Annotated in this window: 22 protein-coding genes; 7 read left to right on the top strand and 15 right to left on the bottom strand. The window is 57.9% G+C overall.

The window, feature by feature from the left end; all coding sequences use genetic code 11:
• Positions 1-97: 97 nt before the first annotated feature.
• The 12 genes from IB262_RS12545 to IB262_RS12490 all read right to left on the bottom strand — a co-directional run bounded on the left by IB262_RS12545 (position 98) and on the right by IB262_RS12490 (position 15,783).
• Positions 98-3,898, bottom strand: coding sequence for a glycosyltransferase (locus IB262_RS12545; RefSeq protein ID WP_162727291.1), 3,801 nt, complete (start codon positions 3,896-3,898; stop codon positions 98-100).
• A gap of 194 nt (positions 3,899-4,092) precedes the next feature.
• Entirely contained in the window at positions 4,093-4,959 is an 867-nt protein-coding gene (gene rfbA, locus IB262_RS12540; protein ID WP_192493626.1) for a glucose-1-phosphate thymidylyltransferase RfbA, read from the bottom strand.
• A 117-nt stretch (positions 4,960-5,076) separates the two neighbouring features.
• Positions 5,077-5,970 carry a dTDP-4-dehydrorhamnose reductase gene (gene rfbD, locus IB262_RS12535; protein WP_113079417.1) on the bottom strand — a complete coding sequence of 298 codons (894 nt, stop codon included), beginning with the start codon at positions 5,968-5,970 and terminating at the stop codon, positions 5,077-5,079.
• Entirely contained in the window at positions 5,967-7,022 is a 1,056-nt protein-coding gene (rfbB, locus tag IB262_RS12530) for a dTDP-glucose 4,6-dehydratase (protein WP_112984655.1), read from the bottom strand. The genes rfbD and rfbB overlap by 4 nt, the downstream gene beginning before the upstream one ends.
• A gap of 17 nt (positions 7,023-7,039) precedes the next feature.
• Entirely contained in the window at positions 7,040-7,612 is a 573-nt protein-coding gene (rfbC, locus tag IB262_RS12525; protein WP_112984736.1) for a dTDP-4-dehydrorhamnose 3,5-epimerase, read from the bottom strand.
• 62 nt (positions 7,613-7,674) lie between these two features.
• A complete protein-coding gene (locus IB262_RS12520) occupies positions 7,675-8,778 on the bottom strand; it encodes a glycosyltransferase family 4 protein (RefSeq protein ID WP_162731796.1) in 1,104 nt (367 codons plus the stop codon).
• Complete coding sequence (locus tag IB262_RS12515) at positions 8,775-10,754, bottom strand: glycosyltransferase family 2 protein (RefSeq protein WP_192493625.1); 1,980 nt, start codon at positions 10,752-10,754, stop codon at positions 8,775-8,777. The genes IB262_RS12520 and IB262_RS12515 overlap by 4 nt, the downstream gene beginning before the upstream one ends.
• A 573-nt stretch (positions 10,755-11,327) precedes the next feature.
• Positions 11,328-12,140: a sterol desaturase family protein gene (locus IB262_RS12510; RefSeq protein ID WP_113079420.1), complete on the bottom strand. Its 813-nt coding sequence runs from the start codon at positions 12,138-12,140 to the stop codon at positions 11,328-11,330.
• Between the two features lie 81 nt (positions 12,141-12,221).
• Complete coding sequence (locus IB262_RS12505) at positions 12,222-13,019, bottom strand: 3-methyl-2-oxobutanoate hydroxymethyltransferase (protein WP_113079421.1); 798 nt, start codon at positions 13,017-13,019, stop codon at positions 12,222-12,224.
• A 48-nt stretch (positions 13,020-13,067) separates the two neighbouring features.
• A complete protein-coding gene (locus tag IB262_RS12500) occupies positions 13,068-14,294 on the bottom strand; it encodes an FAD-dependent oxidoreductase (protein WP_113079422.1) in 1,227 nt (408 codons plus the stop codon).
• 49 nt (positions 14,295-14,343) lie between these two features.
• A complete protein-coding gene (locus IB262_RS12495; protein ID WP_113079423.1) occupies positions 14,344-14,661 on the bottom strand; it encodes a MocE family 2Fe-2S type ferredoxin in 318 nt (105 codons plus the stop codon).
• A 30-nt stretch (positions 14,662-14,691) separates the two neighbouring features.
• A complete protein-coding gene (locus tag IB262_RS12490; RefSeq protein ID WP_113079424.1) occupies positions 14,692-15,783 on the bottom strand; it encodes a fatty acid desaturase family protein in 1,092 nt (363 codons plus the stop codon).
• Between the two features lie 163 nt (positions 15,784-15,946).
• On the opposite strand from IB262_RS12490, the gene IB262_RS12485 reads away from it, so the two are divergent.
• The 6 genes from IB262_RS12485 to IB262_RS36465 all read left to right on the top strand — a co-directional run bounded on the left by IB262_RS12485 (position 15,947) and on the right by IB262_RS36465 (position 22,224).
• Entirely contained in the window at positions 15,947-16,978 is a 1,032-nt protein-coding gene (locus IB262_RS12485; RefSeq protein WP_113079425.1) for a LacI family DNA-binding transcriptional regulator, read from the top strand.
• A gap of 174 nt (positions 16,979-17,152) precedes the next feature.
• Positions 17,153-17,965 (top strand): TIM barrel protein, encoded by an 813-nt coding sequence (locus tag IB262_RS12480; protein ID WP_113079426.1) that lies wholly within the window; start codon positions 17,153-17,155, stop codon positions 17,963-17,965.
• Between the two features lie 229 nt (positions 17,966-18,194).
• Positions 18,195-19,124, top strand: a complete 930-nt coding sequence (locus IB262_RS12475) for a sugar ABC transporter substrate-binding protein (RefSeq protein ID WP_113079427.1) — start codon at positions 18,195-18,197, stop codon at positions 19,122-19,124.
• Positions 19,125-19,289: 165 nt separating this feature from the next.
• Positions 19,290-20,831, top strand: coding sequence for a sugar ABC transporter ATP-binding protein (locus IB262_RS12470; RefSeq protein WP_034800591.1), 1,542 nt, complete (start codon positions 19,290-19,292; stop codon positions 20,829-20,831).
• Between the two features lie 31 nt (positions 20,832-20,862).
• On the top strand, positions 20,863-21,888 hold the full coding sequence (locus IB262_RS12465) for an ABC transporter permease (RefSeq protein ID WP_034800589.1): 1,026 nt from the start codon (positions 20,863-20,865) through the stop codon (positions 21,886-21,888).
• A gap of 213 nt (positions 21,889-22,101) precedes the next feature.
• Complete coding sequence (locus IB262_RS36465) at positions 22,102-22,224, top strand: hypothetical protein (protein WP_255381084.1); 123 nt, start codon at positions 22,102-22,104, stop codon at positions 22,222-22,224.
• 117 nt (positions 22,225-22,341) lie between these two features.
• Here IB262_RS36465 and IB262_RS12460 read toward each other — a convergent pair whose 3' ends face one another.
• Both IB262_RS12460 and IB262_RS12455 read right to left on the bottom strand, forming a co-directional pair.
• Positions 22,342-23,721, bottom strand: coding sequence for a sensor histidine kinase (locus IB262_RS12460; RefSeq protein ID WP_060583813.1), 1,380 nt, complete (start codon positions 23,719-23,721; stop codon positions 22,342-22,344).
• On the bottom strand, positions 23,718-24,395 hold the full coding sequence (locus IB262_RS12455) for a response regulator transcription factor (protein WP_043616209.1): 678 nt from the start codon (positions 24,393-24,395) through the stop codon (positions 23,718-23,720). Before IB262_RS12455 ends, IB262_RS12460 begins: the two co-directional genes overlap by 4 nt.
• Before the next feature lie 77 nt (positions 24,396-24,472).
• On the opposite strand from IB262_RS12455, the gene IB262_RS12450 reads away from it, so the two are divergent.
• A complete protein-coding gene (locus IB262_RS12450) occupies positions 24,473-25,540 on the top strand; it encodes an ABC transporter substrate-binding protein (protein WP_113079428.1) in 1,068 nt (355 codons plus the stop codon).
• A 60-nt stretch (positions 25,541-25,600) separates the two neighbouring features.
• On the opposite strand, the gene IB262_RS12445 is transcribed toward IB262_RS12450, so the two are convergent.
• On the bottom strand, positions 25,601-26,050 hold the full coding sequence (locus IB262_RS12445; protein ID WP_034800579.1) for a DUF1801 domain-containing protein: 450 nt from the start codon (positions 26,048-26,050) through the stop codon (positions 25,601-25,603).
• Between the last annotated feature and the right edge of the window lie 401 nt (positions 26,051-26,451).

The raw sequence follows: 26,451 nt of genomic DNA, 5'->3' as shown, positions 1-26,451 counted from the left end.
CGTATAAGAAGCGCGCCAGCGCTACCTCCTTCACCTAAAGGCTCAATGGAACTGAATAGAAGGTCAGCCCACAATCCCCATTTTTATTGACGCGCTGTCAACTTCGACCCGCGCGCTCTTCGAACTCCAATAGCCAACGATGAGCACGTCCAAAAAGGAAAGGTTTCCGGCTCGGGACTCTGAACTGAACACCCCTGATCGCAACGTACTCAGCGTGCATCTCCTCCCAAACGTCAGAAACCGCGTTTGTCGCTACGCCCCCGTGAAACTGGTGGAAAGTGCCTTCACCCAAAAGGGTCACGACCAAATTTCTCTCGTCTTCACACAGCCTCCGCCACATATCCAGATTCACAAGACCACCGCCTCTGCCTTTAAAGGCAGGATCAAACCCCCCGTATTCGTTCCAGAGCTCTTTTCTCAGGAACAAAGCGTTTGTTTCAGCCGGGCACTCATACAATCCAAACCGAGACGACGGGTCGAAACTGCTGATACGAAATAGCTCATAACTATTCAGACGCCAGTTGACGGTGGCGAGCAGTTCGTCTTCGATAGTTTGATTATACCCTTTAAAAACACTTGCATTTTGAGCCTCATGGCCGAGATGGAAAGAGAGGCTTCCGACGACGGCTCGATCATGCATTTCGCAGGCAGCCAAGCCCGCTTTCAGCAAATTCGGAGAGCCCATTCTGGCCGCGTCTATGAAAGCACAGACGACAACCCCTTCCGCCATCTCGATCCCCTGATTCAAAGCGGCAACCGGGGATGGCGATGGGTGCTCCATGCGCACCAACCGCATGTTCGGGCAAATATCTTGCAATGATTGAACATCATATTCCTGGGTCGAACCATTATCGACAACAATGACTTCGTAGTCATCGCTCGACAACTCTTGATTTGTTGGGCTCAGAGTTAAGAGGGTCCGCGGCAATTCCCGTGCCATATTGTAGGCAACAAGAACTACAGATAGTCTAGTTTGCCGCGATCTTCGCTTAGCGCTCTGAAACACGCTATTATATACGCCTATATATTGGTCGACCACCAAATCTTGATCAAACTTGCGGGCAGCGGCCGAAACATTCCCCGTAACTTCCTCATACAACTGAGCATCGTTCGCTAAAGAGTGAATCTTGTCCGACAGTGAGATTACGTTGACGGACCAATTATCAAGCTCTTCAATTACCCCAGCAAGCCCGTCCTCCGTCGACAGCATCTCCCGTACCTCACCAATCTCGGTCGAGATCACTGGACGTCCCACACTCAAGCACTCTATGAGTACTAGAGGACAACTCTCTCCTCGGAAGCGAGAAGCAATGAGGCCAGCATCGCATAATGCGAAGTAGTCTCGCACATTATCACGAAAACCAAGCAGCCTCACGTTAGTTGGAAGCGCTTCTTGGATAAGCCGCTCAAACTCAGGGCCATCACCTATAAGAATCAGCCCAATCCTGCGGCTTGACCGCTCGTTCGCAATCCTCGTTGCCTCAATGGCTTCGGACCACCCCTTCTCTGCAACGGCTCTAGAAGCGAGGCATAACAGGAAGTCACCTTCATTAAATCCAAGCTCTTCACGGCTCAAATTAGATAAAGGCCTCATTGAGATCGTATTCGTGATCTTTCGGAATACGTTTTCTTTCCGAAACTCCTCCGAAAATGGCGGCAGATTCTTATCCGCGATGTAAACAAAGGCGTCGATACGCTTCAAATCATTTTCATAGCGCCTCACGGTCTCAGGCGCCATAATTTCGTAAAAGCCGTGGGTGGTCACGACTTGCCGAATACTTGGGAAGTTCTCAAGCGCAATCGCAAGTGTAATATCAACCCACCCATGATGAGAATGAACTAATTCTACTCCAAGCGATTTCAGTATATCTCCGCATTCCGCGCTGTTTTTCGGCTCCACTATCGGTATTGACGGATTGAGAGTTCTGCGGACGCCCAAGTTGGTTACTTCGGACTGGAAATTTAGCAAGGTTACTGCGAACCCTCGCTCGTGCAGCAAGTTTGCGAGCAAGATCGGGAACGCCTCCCCACCACCAGTCACAAGAGCATACGTCGCAACTGCAATGTTTCTTTGCCTAAGCTTCCCCTCCTGGATAACTTTTTTCAAGCTAAACAGTCTCTCAAACTCGGCCCGCGAATTATGACCACGCTTCATGCACCAGTGTCTGTACAAGACCTCTTCGTGCGCACGAAGAACCTTCTCCCCGACAGCGTATGTCCTATTAAGATACCGCGCTACGACTTCATGTTCCTCATAATATATGTCTTTATCATGAGTCGATATCGATGTATTTTGCGGATGTTGGCGGTAGTAGTTTGTGACGTTGGGACTATAACCAACCAATCCGCCTCGAATAAGCGATAGGTAGAAGATCCAATCGCCGCACATCCTGAGGCCGCGCCACTCGGGATCGTCTAGAATACTGAGATTTCCTGGGTTACGAAATAGAACCGCGCTCACATTTGGAGCAATATTCCTCGCCCCCCACGCCGTTTCCACCAATTTGTGAGAGGGCATTACAAATGGCGCAGCCCCACTATTGAAATCAATCTCGGCCCAGTATTCTTCTGAGGTCCAGGTTCTATTTCCAGAATTTCCAGCAACAAAATCTGTACGGCAAAACGCGGCCATTACAGCGTTGTTCCGAAAAAATCGAACGAGTTCACACAACAGGTTTTTATCGCAGTAGTCGTCACTCTCGGCGATCCAAATTATTTCGCCGGTAGCAAGCTCCAAACCTCGCTTCCACTGATTAAAGACTCCACCTGAATTCGCGATATTGCAGACTAAACGCGTTTTGTCGGAGTACTTTTCAGCGTATTCTGCCAGCACCGCGACACTATCATCCGTCGATGCGTCGTCCAGAAGTATGACTTCGAAATTCTCGTATGTTTGCGAGTAGATCGATTCAAGCCTCTCGCGCAGAAACGGAGCATGGTTGAAGTTTGGCACAATCACCGACACCATAGGAGAAAAATCCGGGCGCGGTTCTGGGACTTTCCATTCTACACTGGTCGTTGCACCCGTGCCAAAGTGAGTGTTCGGGAATCCCCACTTGGTGATATTCATTCTGTCCGAGAAGGAGAGCGGTCGCCCTTCCCAGCGCCCTCGGCTTGTATAATGGGCGTGCGGATCCAGTTGACGGTCAGCCACGTCTTTATAGAAGCCGGTGTACCAATGCCTATTGAACGCGGGGACACGACCTTCATGCCGTCCGTGGGCGGTGTAGTGCTCGTAAGCATCGAGCCCAGACTCGGAAATATCGCGATAAAGTAGCAAATAGAAATTGCGGTCAAACCCAGCGTGGAATCCGAGCGTTTTCCCAACCGTTCTATAGTGCTCCGTCGGATCGGAACAAGCGGAACGTACCTGCGGATACTCGTCTAAATACCAAGCGCTATCGAAAGCAGGAATACGCCCCTCAAACTGACCATGGGACAAATAATGTTGCTTGAGCGAGCCGTTAAAGGCAGCTAGTTCAGGGTATTCCTCCAAGTACCAAACTTCGTCGAACGAAGTATAGTAACGGCGTTTCTCTCCTATCTTGCGATAGTGGTCCCAAGGGTTCAATCCACTCTCGGAAACGTCAGGGTACAACGCACAATAGAAATCAGGATCAAGACGGAATCCAAGCGTCTGCCTACCTTCGTGCAAGCCGAATAATGTATAGTGAACAAGCGGATTCATACCAGAAGCAGCAACATCTGGATTGTTCTGCAGATAGTAGGATGTATCAAATTGCGGCCCCGGATCTCGGCCCTCTGCAGATCCATGTCTCAAATAGTGTTCACCACTATCCATCGACGCCCTCGCGACATCCGGGTACTCATGCTTATACCAGCCATCATCCAAAAGTGGGGATGACCGAACAACGGAGAGTTGTCTGCGATAGTTCATCAAGTGCAGCTTCATAATGTAGTGATCACCTAAATTGCTTCGCTCGCCAGTATAGTCCCGTCGTCATTTTGGGCGACGCTACCGAAGTATGGCGGAAAGGCCTTCGGCTTTACCATTGTGAGCGTCGAAATCGACTACGGATCTTGCGTAGCCTTGCTCAACCGACGCGATGTGCCAACCAATGCTCTATCCGATCACTCGTTGATGAGTTTTAGTAGGTATTTCCCATAGGCAGTTTTCCCATATCGGGTACCATACGCAATCAGTTGCTCGCGCGAAATATAGCCGTTCACATATGCGATTTCCTCAATGCACGCGATATTTGTCCCTTGCCGATGCTGGATAACCCGAACGAATTCAGATGCCTCTAGCAAACTGTCGTGTGTACCTGTGTCCAACCAAGCATAGCCTCGCGACATCCGTTCCACAAAGAGCGCTCCCTGCTCCATATATACTCGGTTTAGGTCGGTAATTTCGTATTCCCCGCGCTTAGAGGGCTTCAGTGTCTTGGCATACTCAACGACCCTGTTGTCATAAAAATATAGGCCGGTCACCGCAAATCGGGACTTCGGTCTCTCTGGTTTCTCTTCGATACTGATGGCATGCCCATCCGCAGCCAGTTCGACAACGCCGTAACGCTCGGGATCGTCAACCTCATAGGCAAATACTGTCGCACCTTTTCTGCGATGCGCGGCTTTTTCCAAAAGGTCGCTTAGGCCCGCTCCAAAAAATATGTTGTCCCCTAGTACAAGCGCAACGTTATCCTGTCCGATGAACGTCTCGCCAATGGTGAACGCCTGAGCGAGGCCCTCAGGTTTAGCCTGGACGGCATAACTAATTTGCAGTCCCAGTTCTTCGCCCCCTCCAAACAGCCTCTCGTAACTACCTAAATGCTCCGGCGATGAAATTATCATTATCTCTCGAATTCCGGCCTGCATCAGGACAGAAAGAGGGTAGTATATCATTGGCTTATCGTAGACAGGGATCAACTGTTTGTTGATCGCTAGCGTTGCCGGGTGAAGGCGCGTACCAGAGCCGCCGGCGAGAATGATGCCTTTCATTAAAGATCTACTCCCTCGTTTGTCGTTTGATACGGCGCCCAATCCGCAACACCGAATATTTACTTGCACCCGAATCAATGAGGTAGATTCGGATTTTCCCGGGGGCAATTGCGCGGCCTATTTGGCACCAAGGAGATCTGTTAGCACGGGGCGCAGCGCAGATGCCCATTCGCGAGGCTCGATGCCAAAATCACGTTTCAATTTCTCGGTGGAGAGCCGGGAGTTCAGCGGGCGCCTAGCTGGAGTTGGATATTCGTTTGTAGCAATTGGCTCCAGCGTTGGCACTGGATACCCTGCGTTTTTGCATTCCTTAAAAACCTCACGTGCAAGGTCATACCAAGTTGCGTGACCGCCATTGACGAAATGGTAGGTCCCGGTAGGGAAACCGTCGCTGTCATTCAGTGAACGGAGAGTGATTGCGGCCAGTGTTGCGGCGATATCCGACGCCGAAGTGGGGCAACCTCGCTGATCGTTGACGACCCTTACCACGGGTTTCTCACGTCCCAGCCGCAGCATCGTCTTTACGAAGTTATTGCCATGAGCACTAATGACCCAAGCCGTGCGCAGGATAATATGGCGGGGGTTTCCGCTCCGCACCGCCTGCTCTCCCGCCTCCTTGGAGGCTCCATATACACCGACCGGCGCGATGGGGTCATCTTCCAGATATAGGCCATCTTTCACTCCATCAAACACATAATCCGTGGAGAGTTGCAGCAGTGGAATGTTGAGAACTCGAGTTGCGGACGCGAGCGCTGCAGGAGCTAACGCGTTTACTTTCCACGCCGAAAGTATGTCTGATTCGGCTCGGTCCACGGCTGTGTACGCGCCGGAGTTAACTACTGCAGAAAAACTGCCAGTAGATACATATTGTTCGAGGCGATCGCAATTTGCAAGATCCACCTCATTGCGAGTCGGAGCCACCAACTCGACGTCTTTAGGCCAGCTGTAGCGAAGCAGCTCACCTCCAACCTGCCCGGTACCACCCGTAATTAGGATACGTCGCTTGATCATACTCCTAGGCCTCGTCGTTTGGCCGCATGTGTACGATCGAGGATTTCTGTCCACCAGTCGCTGTTACTCAGATACCATGCAACGGTCCTCTCAATTCCGCTTTCGAAGCTTTCCTTTGGCTCCCAGCCGAGCTTGCTTGAAATCTTGCCGGCATCAATTGCATATCTATGATCATGCCCCGGCCGGTCAGCGACGTATGTGACCTGTTCCCGATAGGATTTCCCGTCTGTCCGGGGCCGCAAGCGATCTAATATTTCACAGACAGTTTTCACAACGTCGATGTTTCGACGTTCCGAATTACCGCCAACATTGTATGTCTGCCCGGGCACCCCCTTCTCAAACACACATTGGAGCGCACGAACATGGTCTTCCACATAGAGCCAGTCGCGCACATTGGACCCATTCCCGTAAACTGGAAGCGGTTCGCCGGCGAGAGCCTTCACGATCATGAGCGGGATGAGTTTTTCCGGGAAGTGATAAGGCCCATAGTTGTTTGAGCAGTTGGTGATGAGAACCGGCAGGCCAAAGGTGTGCCCCCAAGCAGATACGAGATGATCCGCACCGGCCTTGGAAGCAGAGTAGGGCGAGCGGGGATCATAGGGCGTCGTTTCGGTAAAGTAACCGGTCTCACCGAGCGACCCAAATACTTCATCGGTCGATATGTGGTGGAAGCGGAACTGCCGCGCGCGTTGCTCTCCTAGCTTTCGCCAGTAGTCGAGGGCAGCGGCCAGCATCGTATACGTGCCGACGATATTCGTCTGGACGAAAGCGCCAGGACCATCAATCGATCGATCAACGTGTGATTCGGCTGCCAGGTGGGTAATTATATCCGGCTGGAAATCGCGGATGGCGGCCGCTACAGCTCGCTCGTCGCAAATGTCGCCCTGTTTGAAGCTGTATCGCGCCGACGACGCAACGGATGACAGAGAAGTCAGGGTGCCGGCGTAGGTCAGCTTATCGAAGTTCAATACTTCATGTTCGGTGTTTTCGATGATGTGTCGAACCAAGGCCGATCCAATGAAGCCGGCGCCACCGGTGACGAAAATACGCATGGTCGATCCCTCTAAAATTACACTTGGACAAGTTCGAGCGGAGTACCGTCGTAATCGAACGGGCTATTGAAATCGCTGAGCAACGGCTGTCGCCCATCCTTCGGACTCAAAACCGCGTGTACCCCTTGCGGTAGGGGCCACTCAACACCGATGGCCGGATCACTCCATAGAATGCCCCCATCGTTCTGCGGCGAGTACAGATTGGAGACTTTGTACGTCACTTCCGTAGAAGGCTCCAACGTGACAAACCCATGAGCAAAGCCCACTGGAACATAAAGCTGATGTCCATTCTCAGCGGAAAGTTCGGCGCCGACCCATCGCCCAAATGTCGGCGAGTTCCGGCGGATATCCACGGCAACATCGAAGATTCGTCCACGGATGCAACGAACAAGCTTGGCCTGCGCGAAAGGTGGCGTCTGAAAATGCAGGCCTCTCAAAGTCCCAACGGGAACTGAAAGCGAATGGTTGTCCTGAACGAACTGATCGCCGATACCGTAGCCGGCGAAAGCCCTCTCATTGTAGACTTCAGTGAACCATCCGCGATCGTCGCCATATCGTTTGGGACGAAGCAACACAACCTTGGAAGTCATTGCAAATACCTTACGTGAAAAGATCCGGGATCCTAAACCCAGCCAAACGCGCGACATCGCACCTACACATGCCGCCCTTCAAGAACCTCAAGACCCGTATCCGCTGCCGCCGTCATTTGCAATACTGTTTGGCGCATCGCAGCTGCAACCCTGCGACGTATTTCATCGTCATCAACAAGTTGAAGGATGACCTCGCGCCAGGCATCGGCAGCATAGGGAATTCGTAATTCCTCGGTATCCCGGGACGAGCCGTATGCAACGCTCTCCGAAAACACCCCTGCTGCCTTGTACCGGGCCACGTCGATCCGCTTGGTCGTCGAACGGCTGTCGTTCACGTGTGAAGGCGAGAGCGGGACGAGCATGATATCGATTCGCCGGGCCTTTGCGTCTGCTAGATACTCCGACCAGGGCATTGGCTCCCGGATCGTCACGCGCTCCAGGCCTTGCCAGATTGCGTTGGCACGCCGATCGGCGAAGACTTCAAACCGGGCCTGCGGCCGTTCGCGCAGCACGTCCAATATGATTGGCCGGAGGAATCGATGCTCTTCGAGATGAACGCCAGTCGCGTGGTAGCCGATTAAAACATCCCGCTTTGGCTCAGAAATTCGATCATCATCATACTCGCTCGGTTGCCAAAGCGTCGTCGGAGGTGCCGGCGGCAACACCACGGCATTTGAGCGCGCCAATCTCGAGGCGAGGTGCGGCGTCGAAGCCCAAACGATATCGAGATGCCGATTCAATCGGCGAAGCGGCCAGAGAGCGCGATACCAAAGGAATAGGCGATAGAAAAAATCTGCGTCCCTGCCCGTCACGACCGCGGGGATGTCGTCGTCGAGGAGCAGGCCCACGCCGGATAGGCGTTCCGCATTTCGTTCGATCCATCGCAAAACAGACGGAGACGCATAGCGGCACAGGATGACAAAGGCACCATCGGCTTCTGAGGCCGGCGCTTCGCGGACGCGAATATCGGCCACCTCATATGGCGGCATGTGCGCCGCCTTGAGGCGAGCGGCTAGATAATAGTCAAAGGTCGGGTTCGGAATGCGACCAAAAACGATGATCCGATTCACCGGCCGCCGCTGACGACCGGTAGCTCCCTCCCGCAAACGCGGGCGCGGCAATCGCCGCTCAATCCAGCGGGCCAGCCGTTCGCGTGTAGTGCTCAACCGCTTGACCTCGCCGCGAGATCCCGCGGACGCGCTTCCAGGACGAATTCTTCGGCGATGAGCGAGAGATTCGGATTGTAGTATGGATCGGCTTTCAATGTATCGCCCCAGCGCTCATGCATGGCTCGCTCCTCCCGCGCAAAGCGCTGAAGCTTTTGCGGCGTGTCGTCGGCGCCACGCGAAACGCTCTCTCTATGCAACATAGCCGCCTCCGGCGTCCAGACAATTCGGAAGCCCGCTTCACGTAGCTTCAGGCAGTAATCGACATCATTGAACGCGACCGTCAGTCTTTGCTCCTCCATGCCGCCCAGACGGCGCCACAGGTCCTTGCGTGTCAGCAAACATGCGGCGGTTACTGCCGACAAATCGCGTCGTTGGCCTAACAGCCCCCTGTCGCCGCCGCCCTTCGGATCAAGAAAGTGAAAGCTGTGCCGCGCGACTGTGCCCGCACCGAGGGTCACCCCACCGTGCTGAACGAAGCCATCAGGAAATAGAAGCAAATTGCCGGCGGCGCCGACCGTCTGATCATCGAGCTCCCCTGCCAGACACTCAAGCCAATGGCAATCAATAGGTTCCACGTCATTGTTCAGCAAGAGTATGAGGTCGTGCTTGGCTGCATCGACACCAATGTTGCAGGCGCGGGCAAAATTGAAACCTCCCGGAAGAGGTATTCGGCGAATGCGTCGGGACTGCTCATAAAGCGAGAACAAAGCGAGCGTCGCTGGTTCGGTGCTTTCATTGTCAATGACGATGACGTCAAGATCTGCTGGAGCGGTGTTTTCAAACAGGCCTTTCAGGCATACCTCAAGCAGGTCGGCTCTGTCGCGGGTCGGAATGATGACACTGACCGCCGGGCGTAGGTGTTTGGGTTGAGCACCTTTCGCACGGGTTTGGGGTAAATAGCATGATGGCCCGCGGTGCAATAGAACCCGTGGCAAATGCAGCAGTTCACCTGTCCGCGCCTGCGCGACTGCCAGTGCGATCTCGGCAGTCGAGGCGCTCTCCACAGCAACGCTTGTGGGAATGTGGGATAGGCGAAATACCGCTCCTTCCAATGGTAGCCAACCCGAGCGAGCGAGTGGCGCGTTCCAAGCGGGCTTGAAGAAAGGGGCAAAGCGTTCGCCTCGAACATTTACACAGTCTTCGTCGGAATAGCAGAGAGTAACATCTTCAGAAAATGCGAATGGCTCCACCAGTCTTTCCAGCGCGCGCTCGGCTAGGCGCATACCTGCCGGAAGCCGCATCCAGAGTACGTCGCTGTCGGCCTTGTTGCATTTCAGCGATTTCGCAACGTCAGCCGCGGAGGCCTCCCGAAAGCCTCGCCAAGACTGAGCATTCAACGATTCTCTGCTTTCCTCGGCAGCGATTGCGTCGCCGCCTTCAATCGAGACGAGCACACGGAGTCTACTCTCTGAGACCCTCACATCGTTCCGCACCTCCCCCTGCTCAGCATGCGCTTGCGCTTCTACCCAGTCGGCGTAGTCCGGCGCGGAAAGTGCATCGCATTGCCGAACGAACCGAAACGCTGCGCCCTTCTTGTTGCCCGCTAGAAAAAGGCGAATAATTTGGAGGAAGGCTAGAATCCGTCGACAGGCGATCAGGCCGACAACCTCGATAAGGGACAGGCGCCGAAGCCTTATTCGTGGCTGGATCCTAGCTCCATCATTCGCGGTTTCAGCATCGGCGGCTAAGGCAATGGCGTCCAACTGCACCGGGGTCCAGCCGTAGAAACGTCCACGCCCCGTCCGACCAATGAGGAAGGAGCGAAAGACCGTGGCAGGAGTCCGATCACGTCGCTTAAATAGAAGTTGCGGACGCAGTCCAAGTCGGTGATCGGGATCGTGGACCGAAACCATGATTGGTCGGTCGGCGTAACGGTCCGCCGCATCCGCTAGTGAAACACCAAACTCGGCTCGACCAACCTCTTTCATCATCTTCCAATCAAAAACGGTATCGAGTTTTTCGGACAACGCCATTACAAGAAAGTCGACGAGAAGTAACTAGATGCGCAAGCAAGGAATCTCCTATGCTTTTCGACACGTTGTAGGCGAGATACATCTCCCACCGGACAGTCCGGTCTTTGGGATCGCGGATCGCGGATCGCGCAAGGTGATTGCAGTGGGTCGCGTAGCGATCATCACGGAGTGGTGGTTGGTGAGATGAATGCGGAAACAAGCAGTGTTTCACGGGGAAAACCATGCGACAGACGGGAATAGCACGATGCGATTGGTGAAGTTTACCTTGATTGGAGACAATAACGCTCCCGTGTACGTGAACCCCGATCACGTCGTGTCAGTAACTCCATTTGCCAAGTACACTTCGATCTTGACCACATGTCCAAGCTCGGATTCGAAAGAGGCTCGCATCAATGTAAGAGAGGCTCTCGATTCGGTGGTTTCAGGGCTCATTGGATAACGCTCTTCGCGGGATGTCACGAACCTGCCGGCATCCCAACTACAACCGCTAGGCCCACGACGAAGCAGAGGCATACCAGCGGACCCTGGGGGATGGCTGATCCGTTAACAGCATGGTCAGACATTTGCCTGGAATTAGTCGCCAGTAGGCTGTTCGACGACGTTCTTTTCCGCAAATGAATGTCGCAAATTGAGTGGTGGCGCCTCGCCTTCAAACGTCTCCACACGTCGGTCGTAGTTCGGCGCGACGGTCCCCATCACGCGATCCCAGAACGAGAAGTAGTTCGCGTAGTTGTACTTGAACTCGGCGTGGTGCTGGTCGTGATAGGTCGTGCAAAGCATCGGCGAGGGATAGCGCGCGGTGCGTGAGGCGAAGTATTCGAAGCCGGCATGGCCGAAGGTACCGTTGATCTGGTCGAACAACCGGTGCGCCAGAAGGATGATCGGCGGGAACGGCACGAGAAACGTAATGACGGCGTAGTAGCCCTGGCTCATGGCGGTATCGACCAGGCCGATCGAATCGTTGCTCCAGGCCGTCGGCGCGACACTGCGGTGATGCAGGAGATGGTACTTATAGAAGAGCTTGGTGTGCAGCAGCCGGTGGGCGAAATAGAACCAGGCGTCGAAGAGCACCATGCAGAGCACGAAGAGGGGGACGGCCGTCCACCAGCTGAACTCCCAGGGCGAGAACAGGGTCCATCCCTTGTACTGGACAAAGAGGCCGATCGCGACCGATGTGCAGGTCACGAGGATCGACGCCATGCTCTGGCGGATCTCGATCGCCTTGCGCTTCTCGCCGCGCCGCCCCTTCTGGATGCGGCGCTCGGGGTTGCGATCGTTGAGCCAGGTGATGCCGTAACCGAGGATGAAGTACAGCGCCACCGTCGCTGCATAAATCGCAGCCAGAAAGCCGACAAAGGTGAGACTGTCCTGAAGAAGGGCGCTCAAATCGTGATCCGTCGCGGAAAGAAAAGTTGAACTGGCGTGTGGACTATACCAAGCACCCTCTTTCGCGCAAGGCGTACAGCTTTAGCCGCGCTCAAACTCGGCCAGAAATGCGCGCAATTCTGCGCCGTCAATGCCGACGAGGTGGCCCTCCTGCGGATACCTGCCCGAGTGCACATCCTCGGCAAACTCCGAGAACGCGGCGATCCGTTCGCGCTGAAGCCGGTCGTATTCGGCGGCAAAATTGCGATAGGTCTTAGCGTGGCGCGGCACGTGGCCGCGATTGCTGCCGAGCACATCGGCGGCAAACAGATATTGAGCGTCGCAGCCTGAACCCGCTCCCATCGAAAGCATCAGCATCGAGGTTCTGGCACTGATCGCCCCTGCAACATCTCCAGGAACGACCTCGATTTCTGCCGCGAAGGCGCCGGCTTCCTCAAGCGCCTTGACCTGTCGCCAGATCACGAGCGCACTTGCCGCGGTCTTGCCGACGGCGCGAAAGCCGCCGGTCCAGGTGGCCTTGGAGGGGATGAGACCCACATGGCCGCAGACGGGAATGCCCTCCTCTCGCATCCGCCGGACGGTGGAAAGCCCCGCGGCACAATAGACCGCATCGCCGCCGGCCTTCAGCGCCTTGAAGGCCGCGCGCATGTACTCCTCGGCGGTAACGTAGTCGCCATATTCCAGCCCCGGAAAGGCAAAGCAGGTGGGCGCAACCTCGCGAAACTCCGGTCCTAAGAGCGTCGGGGGAACGGAAACGAGGTCGATGCCGGCGGCTTCTGCCGCTTCGGCTTCATCCAGCGTTTCGACGCGCAGCATGGTGAGCTGGCGCTTGCCCTTCATCGACAAGAGATCGGCAACGGTCGGACGTTGGCTTTTCATGAGACGGCTCCGGAAATAATGGAAACAGGACGAGATTTGCCGCTCGCGCTAGGCGGCGAGGAGTGCTTTGAGCTTGGTTTCGGGCGAGATGAGCGCCTGCGGATCGGGTCGCTTTCCGGCTGCAATCAGCATTTCTGCAAGCCGAATGTCGCGCGCGACCGCATTGCCCGGTCCGATGCCGGAGGCCGCAAGCAGCCGACCGGTATCGTCGAGATGAAAAAGAATGAAGGCATCGTCGGTAAGGTCGCGCCGTACGGTCGTTGCAGCACCCTCGGCAAGCCCCGCGATCTGCAGCGTCAGATCATAATGATCGGACCAGAACCACGGCACGCTGGTGATTGCCTCGCCACCGCCGAGCAGATTGCCGGCAACGAGCGTCCCCTGATCCTGCGCATTGCGCCACGCCTCAAGACGTATCCGACGATCACCATAGTGACAGAGCGGGAACGAGCAGCAATCACCAGCGGCGTAGATATCCGGGTCGCTGGTTTGAAGCATTGCGTCGACCGCAATGCCGTTCTCGATCGAAAGGCCGGCGACGGCTGCAAGCTCCGTGTTCGGGACCGCGCCGATGCCAACGACGACGAGATCGGCCTCAATTGTCTCACCGCCGGCGAGAACGACGCGCGCACGGCCTTCGTCCGCGTCGATACGTTCGGTCTTCGCGTCGCATCGTATGTCGACGCCTTCTGCACGATGCCGCGCGGCAACGATTGCAGCGATCTCCTCCGGCACGCCCCGCGAAAGAATGCGCGGCAACCCTTCGATAAGCGATACGGCAGCGCCTAGCCGGCGCGCCGTTGCTGCGAGCTCCAGACCGATGAAGCCACCGCCGATGATCGCAAGCTTGCGGCCGGGCGAAAGTTCGCGGCGGATCTCTTCAGCATCGGCATGGGTTCTGAGCGTGCGGATGCGGCGTGGCGCCTCGTCCATACCATCGATGGTTCGCGCCCGCGCACCGGTCGTCAACAACAGCCGGTCATAGGCGATGCTGCTTCCGTCTGCGAGCGTCACGCGCTTTTCGGCGCGATCGATGGCCATGACCGGGATATCCGTCAGCACTTCGATCCCGGCTGCCGCGTAGCGCTCGGCATCAGCGACATACTTCGGCGCGACCTCTGCCTTGAGACCATCCTTTGAAAGAGGCGGCCGCTCATAGGGAAGATGCGGTTCCGCGCCGATCAGAGTGATCTTACCGTCGTATTGCTTTTCCCTGAGGGCAAAGGCGGCCCTTGCGCCACATTCGCCGGCGCCCACGATGACGATGGAACCCATCTCAACCTCCCTGCTCGCCGCGACGAGCCCAATCCTATCGAGAGCGGCTTCAGCCGAGCGCGATGAACACGCTTCCGGCCTCGACCTTCACCGGATAGGTCTTCAGGTTGACGCAAACGGGCGCGCCCTTGGCCTGGCCGGTCTTGTAGTTGAAGCGGCCGTTGTGCTTCGGACATTCGATGATGTCGTCCATCACGAGGCCATCGGCGAGATGAATATGCTCGTGGGTGCAGAGCCCGTCGGTGGCAAAATACTCGTCGTCCGGGCTGCGGTAGACCGCAAAGGTGCGTCCGTCGTGATCGAAACGGATCACATCTTCTCCGTCGATTTCGTCCGCGACGCAGACTTCAACCCAGTTTCCGCTCATTATTTCCTCCCGTTTCCTGGCATCGGTTGGTTATTCGGCTGCGTGCACGATCGCATCGCTGTGAAATTCTTCCCGGTAGGGCTTTGCCGTCGCCGGCAGCTCGCGCTTCAGGAAGTAATCCTCGTTCCGCAACTGCCGCAGAAAGGCCGGGATCATTTCGCGGTAGCCGTCCAGCATCGACGGGTTCGGCTCCGGCAGATCATGCTTGATCATGGCGTGCAGCTTCGGCAGCGCGTGATAAGGCACCATCGGGAACATGTGGTGTTCCACATGGTAGTTCATGTTCCAATAGACGAAGCGGCTCACCGGGTTCATGTAGACTGTGCGGCTGTTCAGCCGATGGTCGGTCACGTTGTCGGCAAGACCGCCATGCTGAAGCAACCCAGTCAGCACATGGTGCCAGGCGCCATAGAGCCTCGGCAGACCGATCAGCATCAGCGGCAGGATCGAGCCGAGATAGACGCAGGCGGCAATGGTGGCCGCATAGATCGCAAACCAGATGCGTGCGACCAGGATCGCCTTCGGCTGCTCCATTTCAGGGATGAAAGTTGCTTCCTCGGCGCTGATGATACCGAACGTGTTGCGCACCATATCGATCATCGCGTGCCAGACATCGAGCATACCGAAGAAATTGAGGACGAGGCGAAGGAGATCCGGCGGCCGCATGACGGCAATCTCGGGATCCCGGCCGACGATCACCGTATCCGTGTGGTGGCGGGTGTGGCTCCAACGCCAGGTGACCGGATTGCGCATGATCATGAAGCAGGCGATCTGGTAGACGGCATCGTTCATCCACATCGTCTTGAAGGCCGTGCCATGGCCGCATTCATGCCAGCGACTATCGGAGGCCGAACCGTAGAGAACGCCATAGGCAAGGAAGAACGGGACGGCCCACCAGGTGCCCCAGAAGGTGATGCCGAGTGCGCCGAACAGAACGAGACAGCCGAGCCAGATGGCGGTGTCGCGGATGGCCGGACCATCCTCGCGCTTCATCAGTTCCTTCATCTGCTTGCGCGGAATGTCGGTGTGATACCACTTTGCGGCCGAGAGACCGTTGGCGACGGCCGCCTGGGCATCTCGGCCAAGCAGGCTGTAGTCTCGCTTCGTCGGTGTCATCGTCATTTGCGCTCCTCCCCGCGGTCGACCCGATCTGGCCGGCGACGTCTCATGTCGTGCAATGACGATAGGTTGACTTTTGCCAGGTCTCAATGCAGCAATGATATATTCTCTCAAATGATGTCATCATTCGCATTTCATTCATGATGCAAACCTATCAGGAGACGCGATGAGCAACCGACCGACAATTGCCGACCTTGCGCGCACCGCCGGCGTCAGCGTCGCCACCGTCGACCGCGTACTCAACGGGCGCCATCCGGTGCGCGAGGAAACCGCGCGCCGGGTCTATGAGGCTGCTAAATCAATCGGCTATCACGCCGTGGGCTTGATCCGGCAACGCGTCTTTGAGGACCTGCCGCAATACAGGCTTGGCTTTGTGCTGCAAAAGCCGGAGCAGGCTTTCTATCAAATGGTTGCGAAGGAAATCGAAAGCGCCGCGCTGTCGCTGTCGCATGCCCGCGTCTTTGCCCAGGTCGATTTTGTGGCAAATTCCACTCCATCGGCCATCACGGAGAAGCTTCGGGCCGCCGCAGTGCGCAACCAGGCCATTGCGCTCGTCGCTCCCGACTACCCGGCAGTGACCACCGCAATCGAGGAACTCAAGGAACGCGGCATTCCGGTCTTCTCCCTGCTATCGGATTTTGCGGCTGGCGTCCGTGAAGGTTATGTCGGCCTCAACAATCACAAAGTCGGCCGCACAGCCGCGTGGATGATCACAAAGGCGGCCAAGCGCCCCGGCAAGGTCGCGGCCTTCGTCGGCAGCCACCGCTTTCTCGGCCACGAGCTTCGGGAGATTGGCTTTCGTTCCTATTTTCGCGAGCACGCACCCGATTTCGAAGTGCTGGATACGATGGTTAACCTCGACACGGCCGAGATCACCCACGAAGCGACGCTCAATCTGCTGCAGCGCCACCCGGACCTGATCGGCTTTTATGTCTGCGGCGGCGGCATGGAAGGGGCAATCTCGGCGATCCGCGAGGAAAAGCTTGAAGGAAAACTGATCGCGGTCGTCAACGAGCTGACACCGGATTCCCGTGCGGCCCTTGGCGACGATGTCGTGACACTGGCGATATCGACCCCGACTCCCGCGCTCGCCCGGGAAACGATCAACCTGATGATCCAGGCGATCGACAAAGGCCCGACCGGGGCGCCGGGGCAAACTTTCCTTCCCTTCGACCTTTTTACGCCGGAGAATATCTAGCGGATCCTGATGGAATTCCATCATTGACGAAAGGCAATCTTGCAGGGATGCAAGACCTTTGCGCGTTGCGCGCTTTGACTGCGCTCCAACAGTTGGTGAATTGTCCGCAAGGCTATAAATGGAATGAACGTTCCATTTATAGCCCATAACCACCCCGCTGGAGGAGACATTCCCGTGACCGCCCTGCCCTTTGCCCTCAACCACATAACGACGCCGAACCTACCGCTTGGCGCCTTTTTCGAACTCGCCAGATCCCTCAGCATTTCATCCGTCGAAATCCGCAACGATCTCGCCGGCAACGCAATCCTCGACGGCACGCCCGCAAACGACGTCGCCGCCCTCGCCAGCCGTCACGACATCACGATCATCTCGATTAATGCCCTTCAACGTTTCAACGAATGGAACGAGGCCCGTCAGGCCGAAGCCGAAGAACTGATCGCCTATGCGCGCGACTGCGGCGCCAAGGCCCTTGTCCTCGTTCCCGTAAACGACGGCACGGGCCAGGCCGATGGCGAGCGCCAGGCAAATCTTCGCGAGGCTCTTTCCGCACTGAAACCGATGCTCGAAACGGCCGGAATCATCGGCCTCGTCGAACCGCTCGGCTTCGAGATCTGCTCGCTGCGCTCGAAGACGGAGGCTGTTGAGGCCATCAAGGCCGTCGACGGTGAGAAGATCTTCCGACTGGTGCACGACACGTTCCACCACCACCTCGCCGGCGAACCTGCAATCTATCCTGAGATGACCGGCCTCATCCACATTTCCGGGGTCGCGGATGAACGTGTCGCGGTGGCGGATCTGCGTGATTCGCACCGCGTTCTCGTCGATCGGAGCGACCTGCTCGACAATGTCGGACAGATTCGGCGCATGCGCGCGGCGGGTTATGGGGGGCCGCTTTCCTTTGAGCCATTCGCCGCCGAAGTCCACGGATTGGCGGATCCGGCCGCAGCCGTCAGGCAGAGCGCGGACTACATCCAAACCCAGATCTGAGTTTCCCCGGCCCGATGCCGGCAAATCAACAACGGGCGCCGCAGCAGGCCTTGACGGCGCCCGCATAAAATGGAATACATATTCCGTAATCGCAATTTACTGGTTCGTTTATTCCGTTTTATTCAAAAGCGCAGCGGGAGTGCCGCTTTTGAAATGAATGAGCGCAATCCGGCATTGCGTCCCCGGCAGGAGAAGGTGTCGCCGGGCACCATTGTGGAGGAGAAAGACAATGAAGAAACTCGTGCTCAGCACAGCGCTGGCGATGATGATGTCGACGGCAGCCCATGCCGAGACTATCGGCGTATCCATGGCCCTTTTCGACGACAACTTCCTGACGGTCTTGCGCAACGGCATGTCCGACTACGCCAAGACGCTCGATGGCGTCGAACTGCAGATCGAAGACGCGCAGAACGACGTCTCAAAGCAGCAGAGCCAGATCCAGAACTTCATCGCCGCCGGCGTGACCGCGATCATCGTCAACCCGGTCGATACGGATGCGACGGCTGCCATGTCGAAGATCGCTGCGGATGCCGGCATCCCGCTCGTCTACGTCAACCGCGAACCGGTCAACGTCGACACGCTGCCGGAAAAGCAGGCTTTCGTGGCATCGAACGAGCAGGAATCCGGCACGCTGCAGACGCAGGAAATCTGCAAGATGCTCGGCGGCAAGGGCAAGGCCGTCGTGATGATGGGCGAACTGTCCAACCAGGCGGCCCGCATGCGCACCAAGGACATCCACGACGTGCTTGCCACTGACCAGTGCAAGGGCATTGAGATCGTCGAGGAGCAGACCGCCAACTGGTCGCGCACGCAAGGCTCGGACCTCTTGACCAACTGGCTTTCGGCCGGTCTTGAGTTTGACGCCGTCATCTCCAACAACGACGAAATGGCGATCGGCGCGATCCAGGCGCTGAAGGCCGCAGGTCGTTCGATGGACAGCGTCGTCATCGGCGGCATCGACGCAACGCAGGACGCTCTGGCAGCCATGGCCGCCGGCGATCTCGACGTCACGGTGTTCCAGAACGCCGCCGGCCAGGGCAAGGGCTCGGTCGACGCCGCACTGAAGCTCGCAAAGGGCGAGCCGGTGGACAAGAAGGTCTACATTCCCTTCGAGCTCGTCACCAAGGACAACCTCGACAAGTACCAGGCGAAGAACTGATCGCCACAGTCGGGAGCGCGGGCAAACCCGCGCTCCCCCTTTAAAGTGCAGGTCCGTCCGCAAATGCCTGCGTCCAATGGATGCCGCATGCGGTAAGATGGGCTGGTCACCCGCCAGCGATGAGGACTTTCCGCGACAGCCGGAAACGACGGGGAGGCAAGGAACATGACGCTCAGTCCGACAACGATGGCAGCCGTGCGCGCCAGCGGCGCGGTGCCCAAGGCCGAATATCTTCTTTCTGCGGAAGGGATCCGCAAGGAATTCCCTGGTGTCGTCGCGCTCGACGATGTCGAGTTCAAGCTGAAGCGCGGCACGGTACATGCGCTGATGGGCGAAAACGGCGCCGGCAAATCGACGCTGATGAAGATCCTCGCCGGCATCTACACGCCCGACAAGGGCGACGTGAAGCTTAAAGGTGCCGAAATCCGGCTGAAGTCGCCGCTCGACGCCCTCGAAAACGGCATCGCCATGATCCATCAGGAGCTGAACCTGATGCCGTTCATGACGGTGGCGGAAAACATCTGGATCCGCCGGGAACCGAAGAACCGCTTTGGCTTCGTCGATCACGGCGAGATGAAGCGCATCACCGCGCGCCTCTTCGACCGCCTGAAAATCAAGATCGATCCCGAGATCGAAGTGCGTCACCTGTCGGTAGCCAACCGGCAGATGGTCGAGATCGCCAAGGCGGTCTCCTACGAATCCGACGTGTTGATCATGGACGAGCCGACGTCTGCGCTGACCGAGCGCGAAGTCGCGCACCTCTTCGAAATCATTCGCGACCTGCGCGAACAGGGCATCGGCATCGTCTACATCACCCACAAGATGAACGAGCTGTTCGAGATCGCCGACGAGTTCTCGGTGTTTCGCGACGGCAAGTTTATCGGAACGCATGCCTCAAGCGACGTTACCCGCGACGACATCATCCGCATGATGGTTGGTCGCGAGATCACCCAGATGTTTCCGAAAGAGGAAGTGCCGATCGGCGACGTCGTGCTGTCGGTCAAGAACCTCGCGCTTGACGGCGTCTTCCGCGACGTCTCCTTCGACGTGCGCGCCGGCGAAATCCTCGGCATTGCCGGTCTCGTCGGCTCCGGCCGCTCGAACGTCGCCGAAACCCTCTTCGGCGTCACGCCGGCAAGCTCGGGCACGATTTCAATCGACGGCAAGACCCTTTCGATCGACAGTCCGAACACGGCGATCAGGAACCGCATGGCGTTTCTCACTGAAGATCGCAAGGACACCGGCTGTCTCCTGATCCTCGATATTCTCGAAAACATGCAGATCGCCGTGCTTCAGGACCGCTTCGTCAAGGGCGGCTTCGTCACCGAAAAACAGGTCACTGCGGCCTGCGAAGAGATGAGCCGAAAGCTGCGTGTCAAGACGCCGAACCTGCAGGAGCGCATCGAGAACCTCTCGGGCGGCAACCAGCAGAAGGTGTTGATCGGCCGCTGGCTGCTCACAAATCCGCGCATCCTAATCCTCGACGAGCCGACACGCGGCATTGATGTCGGCGCCAAGGCGGAAATTCACCGTCTGGTCACCGAACTCGCGCGCAACGGCGTCGCCGTCATCATGATCTCTTCGGAGATGCCCGAGGTGCTCGGTATGAGCGACCGCATCATGGTCATGCACGAGGGCCGCGTCACCGGGTTCCTTGACAGAGCCGAAGCAACCCAGATCAAGGTCATGGAGCTCGCCGCGAGCTGAGCGGGAAACGACCCCAAAGGGAGGACTGAAAATGGATACCAATGTCGCCGCGCAGGGCGCGAGCGCACCGCTCTCAGGAACAAGGCGCCGCTTGCCGCCTGAATTCAACATCTTCCTGGTCTTGATCGGCATCGCGCTGGTCTATGAGATCCTCGGCTGGATTTTCGTCGGCCAGAGCTTCCTCATGAACCCGCAGCGCCTGACGATCATGATCCTGCAGGTGTCTGTGATCGGCATCATCGCCGTCGGCGTGACCCAGGTCATCATCACCGGCGGCATCGACCTGTCCTCGGGCTCCGTCGTCGGCATGACGGCGATGATTTCGGCAAGCGTCGCCCAGGCCTCCACCTGGCCGCGCGCGCTCTATCCATCCTTGACCGATATGCCGGCAATCGTTCCGATCGGGCTTGGCATCGGCATCGGGCTACTCGCCGGCTTTATCAACGGCCAGCTGATTGCCCGCACCAAGATCCCGCCGTTCATCGCGACGCTCGGCATGATGGTTTCGGCACGCGGCATTTCCAAGTGGTACACCAAGGGCCAGCCGGTCTCAGGCCTCACCGATCAGTTCAACTTTATCGGAACCGGCATCTGGCCCGTCATCGTCTTTCTGGTCGTCGCGCTCATCTTCCACATCGCGCTGCGCTACACGCGCTACGGCAAGTTCACCTATGCGATCGGCGCCAATGTGCAGGCAGCCCGTGTCTCCGGCATCAATGTCGAGGCGCACCTGATCAAGGTCTATGCCATCGCCGGCATGCTGGCAGGCCTCGCCGGTGTCGTCACAGCTGCCCGTGCCCAGACAGCACAGGCCGGCATGGGCGTTATGTACGAACTGGACGCGATCGCCGCGACGGTTATCGGCGGAACCTCGCTGACGGGTGGCGTCGGCCGGGTCACCGGCACGGTCATCGGCACCATCATCCTTGGCGTCATGACCTCAGGCTTCACCTTCCTTCGGGTCGATGCCTACTACCAGGAAATCGTCAAGGGCCTGATCATCGTCGCGGCTGTCGTCATCGACGTCTATCGACAGAAGAACCGCAAGAAGGCCTGAGTCCTAAAAGCAATACTCTCCTCCCAGTGAAGGCAACTGGCCGGGATGACGAAAGTCATCCCGGCATTTTATTTTGTTGAGAAGGCTATATCGCCAGGCTCAAGCCGTTTTCCACATATGCTTGGCGCGCAGGGCTGCCCCGGCGGACGCGCTCTGGCAAGATCCTTGGCGATGCACTATAAGACAGGCGTTCAAAACTATTGGAGACTTCCCATGTTGTCGCAGCGCAAGCTTGCGAGCCAGTTTCAGCCGCGTTTCGTTCTTCAGCTTTGGAACGCGATGCTGCGGGTACAGACCCGCGAGACAGCTTCCTTCTTCGGCCACCGCGGCCGCTAAGCAAGACCCAAAAAACTAGAATTGCCCCAGCCACGTGAGCGTGTCGCCTGACCGGTCGCAGATGGCTTTGGCTCAACCGGCCCGCATTTGGCGGCGCCAGGCTGAGCCTATTCGTGCTTAGCCCTCTGGAAAGCGGATGGTCACCTTGAGGCCGCGGCCGTCAGCCCCCTCGCTGAGGCTGGTCGTCGCGCCGTAAAGCTCGGCAATCTCTTCGACGATCGGCAGCCCGAGCCCGGAGCCCGGAGCATCACTGCCGCCGCGCTCGAAACGCCTGAGTACCGTCTCGTGCAATTCCGGCCGAATGCCGGGTCCGTTATCCTCCACCTCCAGCGACACCGAACCGTCCCGCGCAAAGACACGGCTCGTCACTTCCGCACCGCGGCCGGCATAAAGCAGCGCATTGCCGATCAGGTTCTTGAGGAGTTCACCGATAAGCAACGGCTCGGCGCGGATGAAAGCCTCGCCCTCACCGTCAAAGCCGAGATCGATATCCGCGTCGCCGGCCGCCGGCACATGCTCTGCCGTTATCTCCCGCACCAGTTCGACCAAATCGATGCGCTCCAGCGAACCGGTTTCGTCCTTGCCGGCAGCGTCGATCTTCGCCAACAGCAGCAACTGCCCCAGAATGCGCTCGGCATTGGCGACCGCCTCGTCGGCCTTTTTCACAGCACTTCTCGTCTCCTCGATCGAGCCGGCGCGTTGCGCCAGGGCGAGCTGCGTGCGGATGATTGCGAGCGGCGTGCGCAGCTGGTGGCTGGCATTGCCGGTGAAATTGCGAAGCGCATCGAGCGCCGACTGCAAGCGCCCCATGAAGGAATTGACCGTATCGACGAGACCCTGGACTTCGTTCGGAACCCGCTCGCCGATCGGATGCAAATCGTCCGGACTGCGCTCCGAGATCGCGTCACCCAGCCTGTAGAGCGGGCGCAAGGAAAAGGTAACGGCGATCCAGACGATCACCGCCGCACCGGCAATCATCATGCCGAGGCGGAGCGCCGAGCGCACCAAGATCGTCTGCGCCAGATGTCGGCGCGCGATTGTCGTTTCGGCAACCGTGACCACGAAGGGCACGGAATTGATGCCGGTTGACGCGGAGCGGCGAAGGGCGGCAATGCGGATCGGTTCGCCGCGGAAGATCGAATCCGCAAAGGTGGTCGATGCGCCCGGCTCCTCCGCCAGCGACGGCAGCGTCTGGTAGCCCGTGATGAATTGGCCGGGCGGCCCGTCGACCCGGTAGAACACCCGGTCCTGCGCGGCCGACGTCAGCATTTCCAGCGCAACATAGGGGATGTCGACTTCCAGAGATCCGTCTTCCGCCACGACCACGCGCTCGGCGATTGCCAGCGCCGAACCGGCAAGCACCCGGTCGGAAACGACGTTGGCGGTCGTCACCGCCTCGCGGTAGGTATCCATCAGTGCAATGACCCCGATCACCACCGTCGAGATCAACAGCCAGCCAAGCAGGCGCCGGCGGAGGGAATAGACCGTCGTCCTCATTCCGGCCCGGCCGCTTTGTCGAGATAGTAGCCGATGCCGCGGGCGGTGCGCACGGTCAGCCCATGCGGTGCGAGCCTCTTGCGCAGCCTGCTGACATATTGCTCGATCGCGTTGGGGCTCAAGTCGTCGTCGAACCCTGTCAGCGACTGCATGATCGCATCCTTGGCGACCACCTTGCCGGCACGCATGAACAGAAGCTCGAGAAGTCCGAGCTCGCGCGCCGGGATCTCGATCGGCGCGCCGCCGGACGAGAAGCTGCGGGTGTTGAGATCGAGTGACACATTGCCGTAACTGACGGTCGAGGCCCTGAGGCCCGCCTGACGGCGCAAGAGCACGCGCACGCGCGCTTCGAGCTCGCCGACGTCGAAAGGTTTGATCATGTAGTCGTCGGCGCCGAGGTCGAGCCCCTTGATCCGCTCTTCGGGCGCGCCCCTTGCCGTCAGGATCAAGACCGCGGCGCGGTTCTGGCGAGCACGCATCGCCCTCAGCACATCGAGGCCATCCATTTCCGGCAGATTGAGATCGAGAATGACAAGATCGAACGTTTCGGTGGCGGCCACCGCATGCGCCGACGCACCGTCACTGACGACGTCAACGGCATAGCCACTGCCGCGCAAGATCGCCGACAGGCCCTCGGCCAGGTCCTGGTTGTCCTCAACAAGCAAGATACGCAATTATCATCACTCCCCCGACCACCTTATCCGCCGACGCCTTGCTTGTGAACGGTACGACACTGAGGCATTGTGGATTCATGCGGTTCTTGATTTCTTTTCTTTTTTTTGCTCTTTGTCCTCAGCTGCTCCTTGCGGCCCCTATCATATTCCCGGCCCTTTCCGGCAAAGCGGACGTGCGCACGCTGGTCGTCTATTCATCACTCGACGAGCCGCTCGCAAAGCCGATGATCATCGGTTTCCAGCGGGCCAATCCGGACGTTGCCGTGCGCTATGAGGACATGCTAACCGGAGAAATCTACGACCGCATCATCAAGGAGACCGACGCCGGAATGAAGACGGCGGACTTCGCCTTTTCTTCCGCCATGGACCTGCAAGTCAAGCTCAGCAACGACGGTTACGCCCAGCGCAGCGACCTGCCGATGAGCGACCGCTGGCCCGCCTGGGCCAACTGGCGCAACACGGCTTATGCGCTGACCTTCGAGCCTGCCGTCTTCGTCTATCACAAGCCGAGCTTCACCAAGGAGAAACCGCCGTCGACGCGCGCGGAATTCGTCGATTACCTGAAGCGCGAGGGCGCGGCCGTCTTCGGCAGGATCGGAACCTATGACATCGAGCGGTCCGGCGTCGGCTTCCTCTTCATGTCGCGCGACCAGGAACAGTTCGGCGATATCTGGGATGTCATCCAGGCAATGGGGGCGGCCGGCGTCAAACTCTACTCGACGAGCGAAGCAATCCTCGAGCGTGTCGCCGACGGCCGCTTCGTGCTCGGCTACAACATCCTCGGATCCTATGCGGCGGACTGGGCGGCACGGCATCCGGATGTCGGCATCGTTCTGCCGAAGGATTATACCGTAGTGATGTCGCGCATCGGCCTCGTCCCGCAAGCTGCCGCCTCCCCCGACCTCGGCCGGCGCTACCTTGAATTCTTCATGTCGAAGGAAGGCCAGACGATTATGGCCCGGGAGTTGCAAATCCCGGCCGTCAGCCCAGAGGTCGCGGGTGAAAATACCGCCAACACCATGCAGGAGATGCTTGGCGGCCAGTTGCGCCCCGTCCCGGTAAGCCCGGGACTGATGGTCTATCTCGATCAGGTAAAGCGCTCACGGCTGATTGCCAAATGGAACGAGGTTCTGAGGCTCCATTGAAGACGACGGACCGGAAGCGCGGCGCTCCCGGTCCGATCGCAAATCCCGCCAGCTTCAGGCTTAAGCCTTGTTCCGCGTACGCCCGGACCGTAGGGCCTGCGCGGAAAGGTTCAGTTCGACGGCAGCAAGCACCAACGCCTTCAACGCCTCTTCGTCGATCGCCTCGCCCTCGTGGATATCGATGGCGCGCCGGACATTGCCGTCAAGGCTGGAATTGAAAAGACCTGCCGGATCGTCGAGTGCTGCCCCCTTGGCGAAAGTCATTTTCACAACCGCTTTATAGGTCTCGCCGGTACAGATGATGCCGGCATGCTCCCAGACCGGGACGCCTCGCCATTTCCATTCCTCGACGACGTCAGGATCCGCTTCCTTGATCAGCTTGCGTATCTTCGCAAGCGTCGCACCGCGCCAGTCGCCAAGTTCCGCGATCCTCGCGTCAATCTGCCCGGAGGCAGAAGCGGCGGCTTCTGCCGCATCGTCGTTTTTCGCCTTGGTCGTCGCTTTTGCCATCGTATTTACTCTCCCATCATCCTTGCCGGAGCTCGCCTTCAGGCGGGGCCGGTGCAAACCGTCTTCGCCTTTGTCGGCGTTGCTCCTCATACCTAGGCTCGGGCCGGCTGGCGGCAATATCCGAGCAACGATTCGTGGTACCGTCGCGAAATCCGGTCGGGACCTGGCTCAATTTGAACGCCGGGAACCGGCAACATCGCCTGTCAGCGCATGCGAGAACCTAAAATTCCGTAAACGATGAGGCAGGATTTTCGCATTCGGGGCTTGATGTCAGCTAAATGTCAGCTTTCTATGGTGCCTTAAGGTCACTGGCACCCGTGGAGGCGGGCCGCCGGTTGCGTACTGGGAGGAAGCCACCAATCCGGTCAAGCGATAAGGGTCGAAAGAGCCCGTCGCCGTCT

It is taken from the genome of Ensifer sp. ENS02 (assembly GCF_014851885.1).
Taxonomy (GTDB): domain Bacteria; phylum Pseudomonadota; class Alphaproteobacteria; order Rhizobiales; family Rhizobiaceae; genus Ensifer; species Ensifer adhaerens.
The sequence above is the reverse complement of the archived record's forward strand: the minus strand, read 5'-3'. Positions and strand labels throughout refer to the sequence as shown.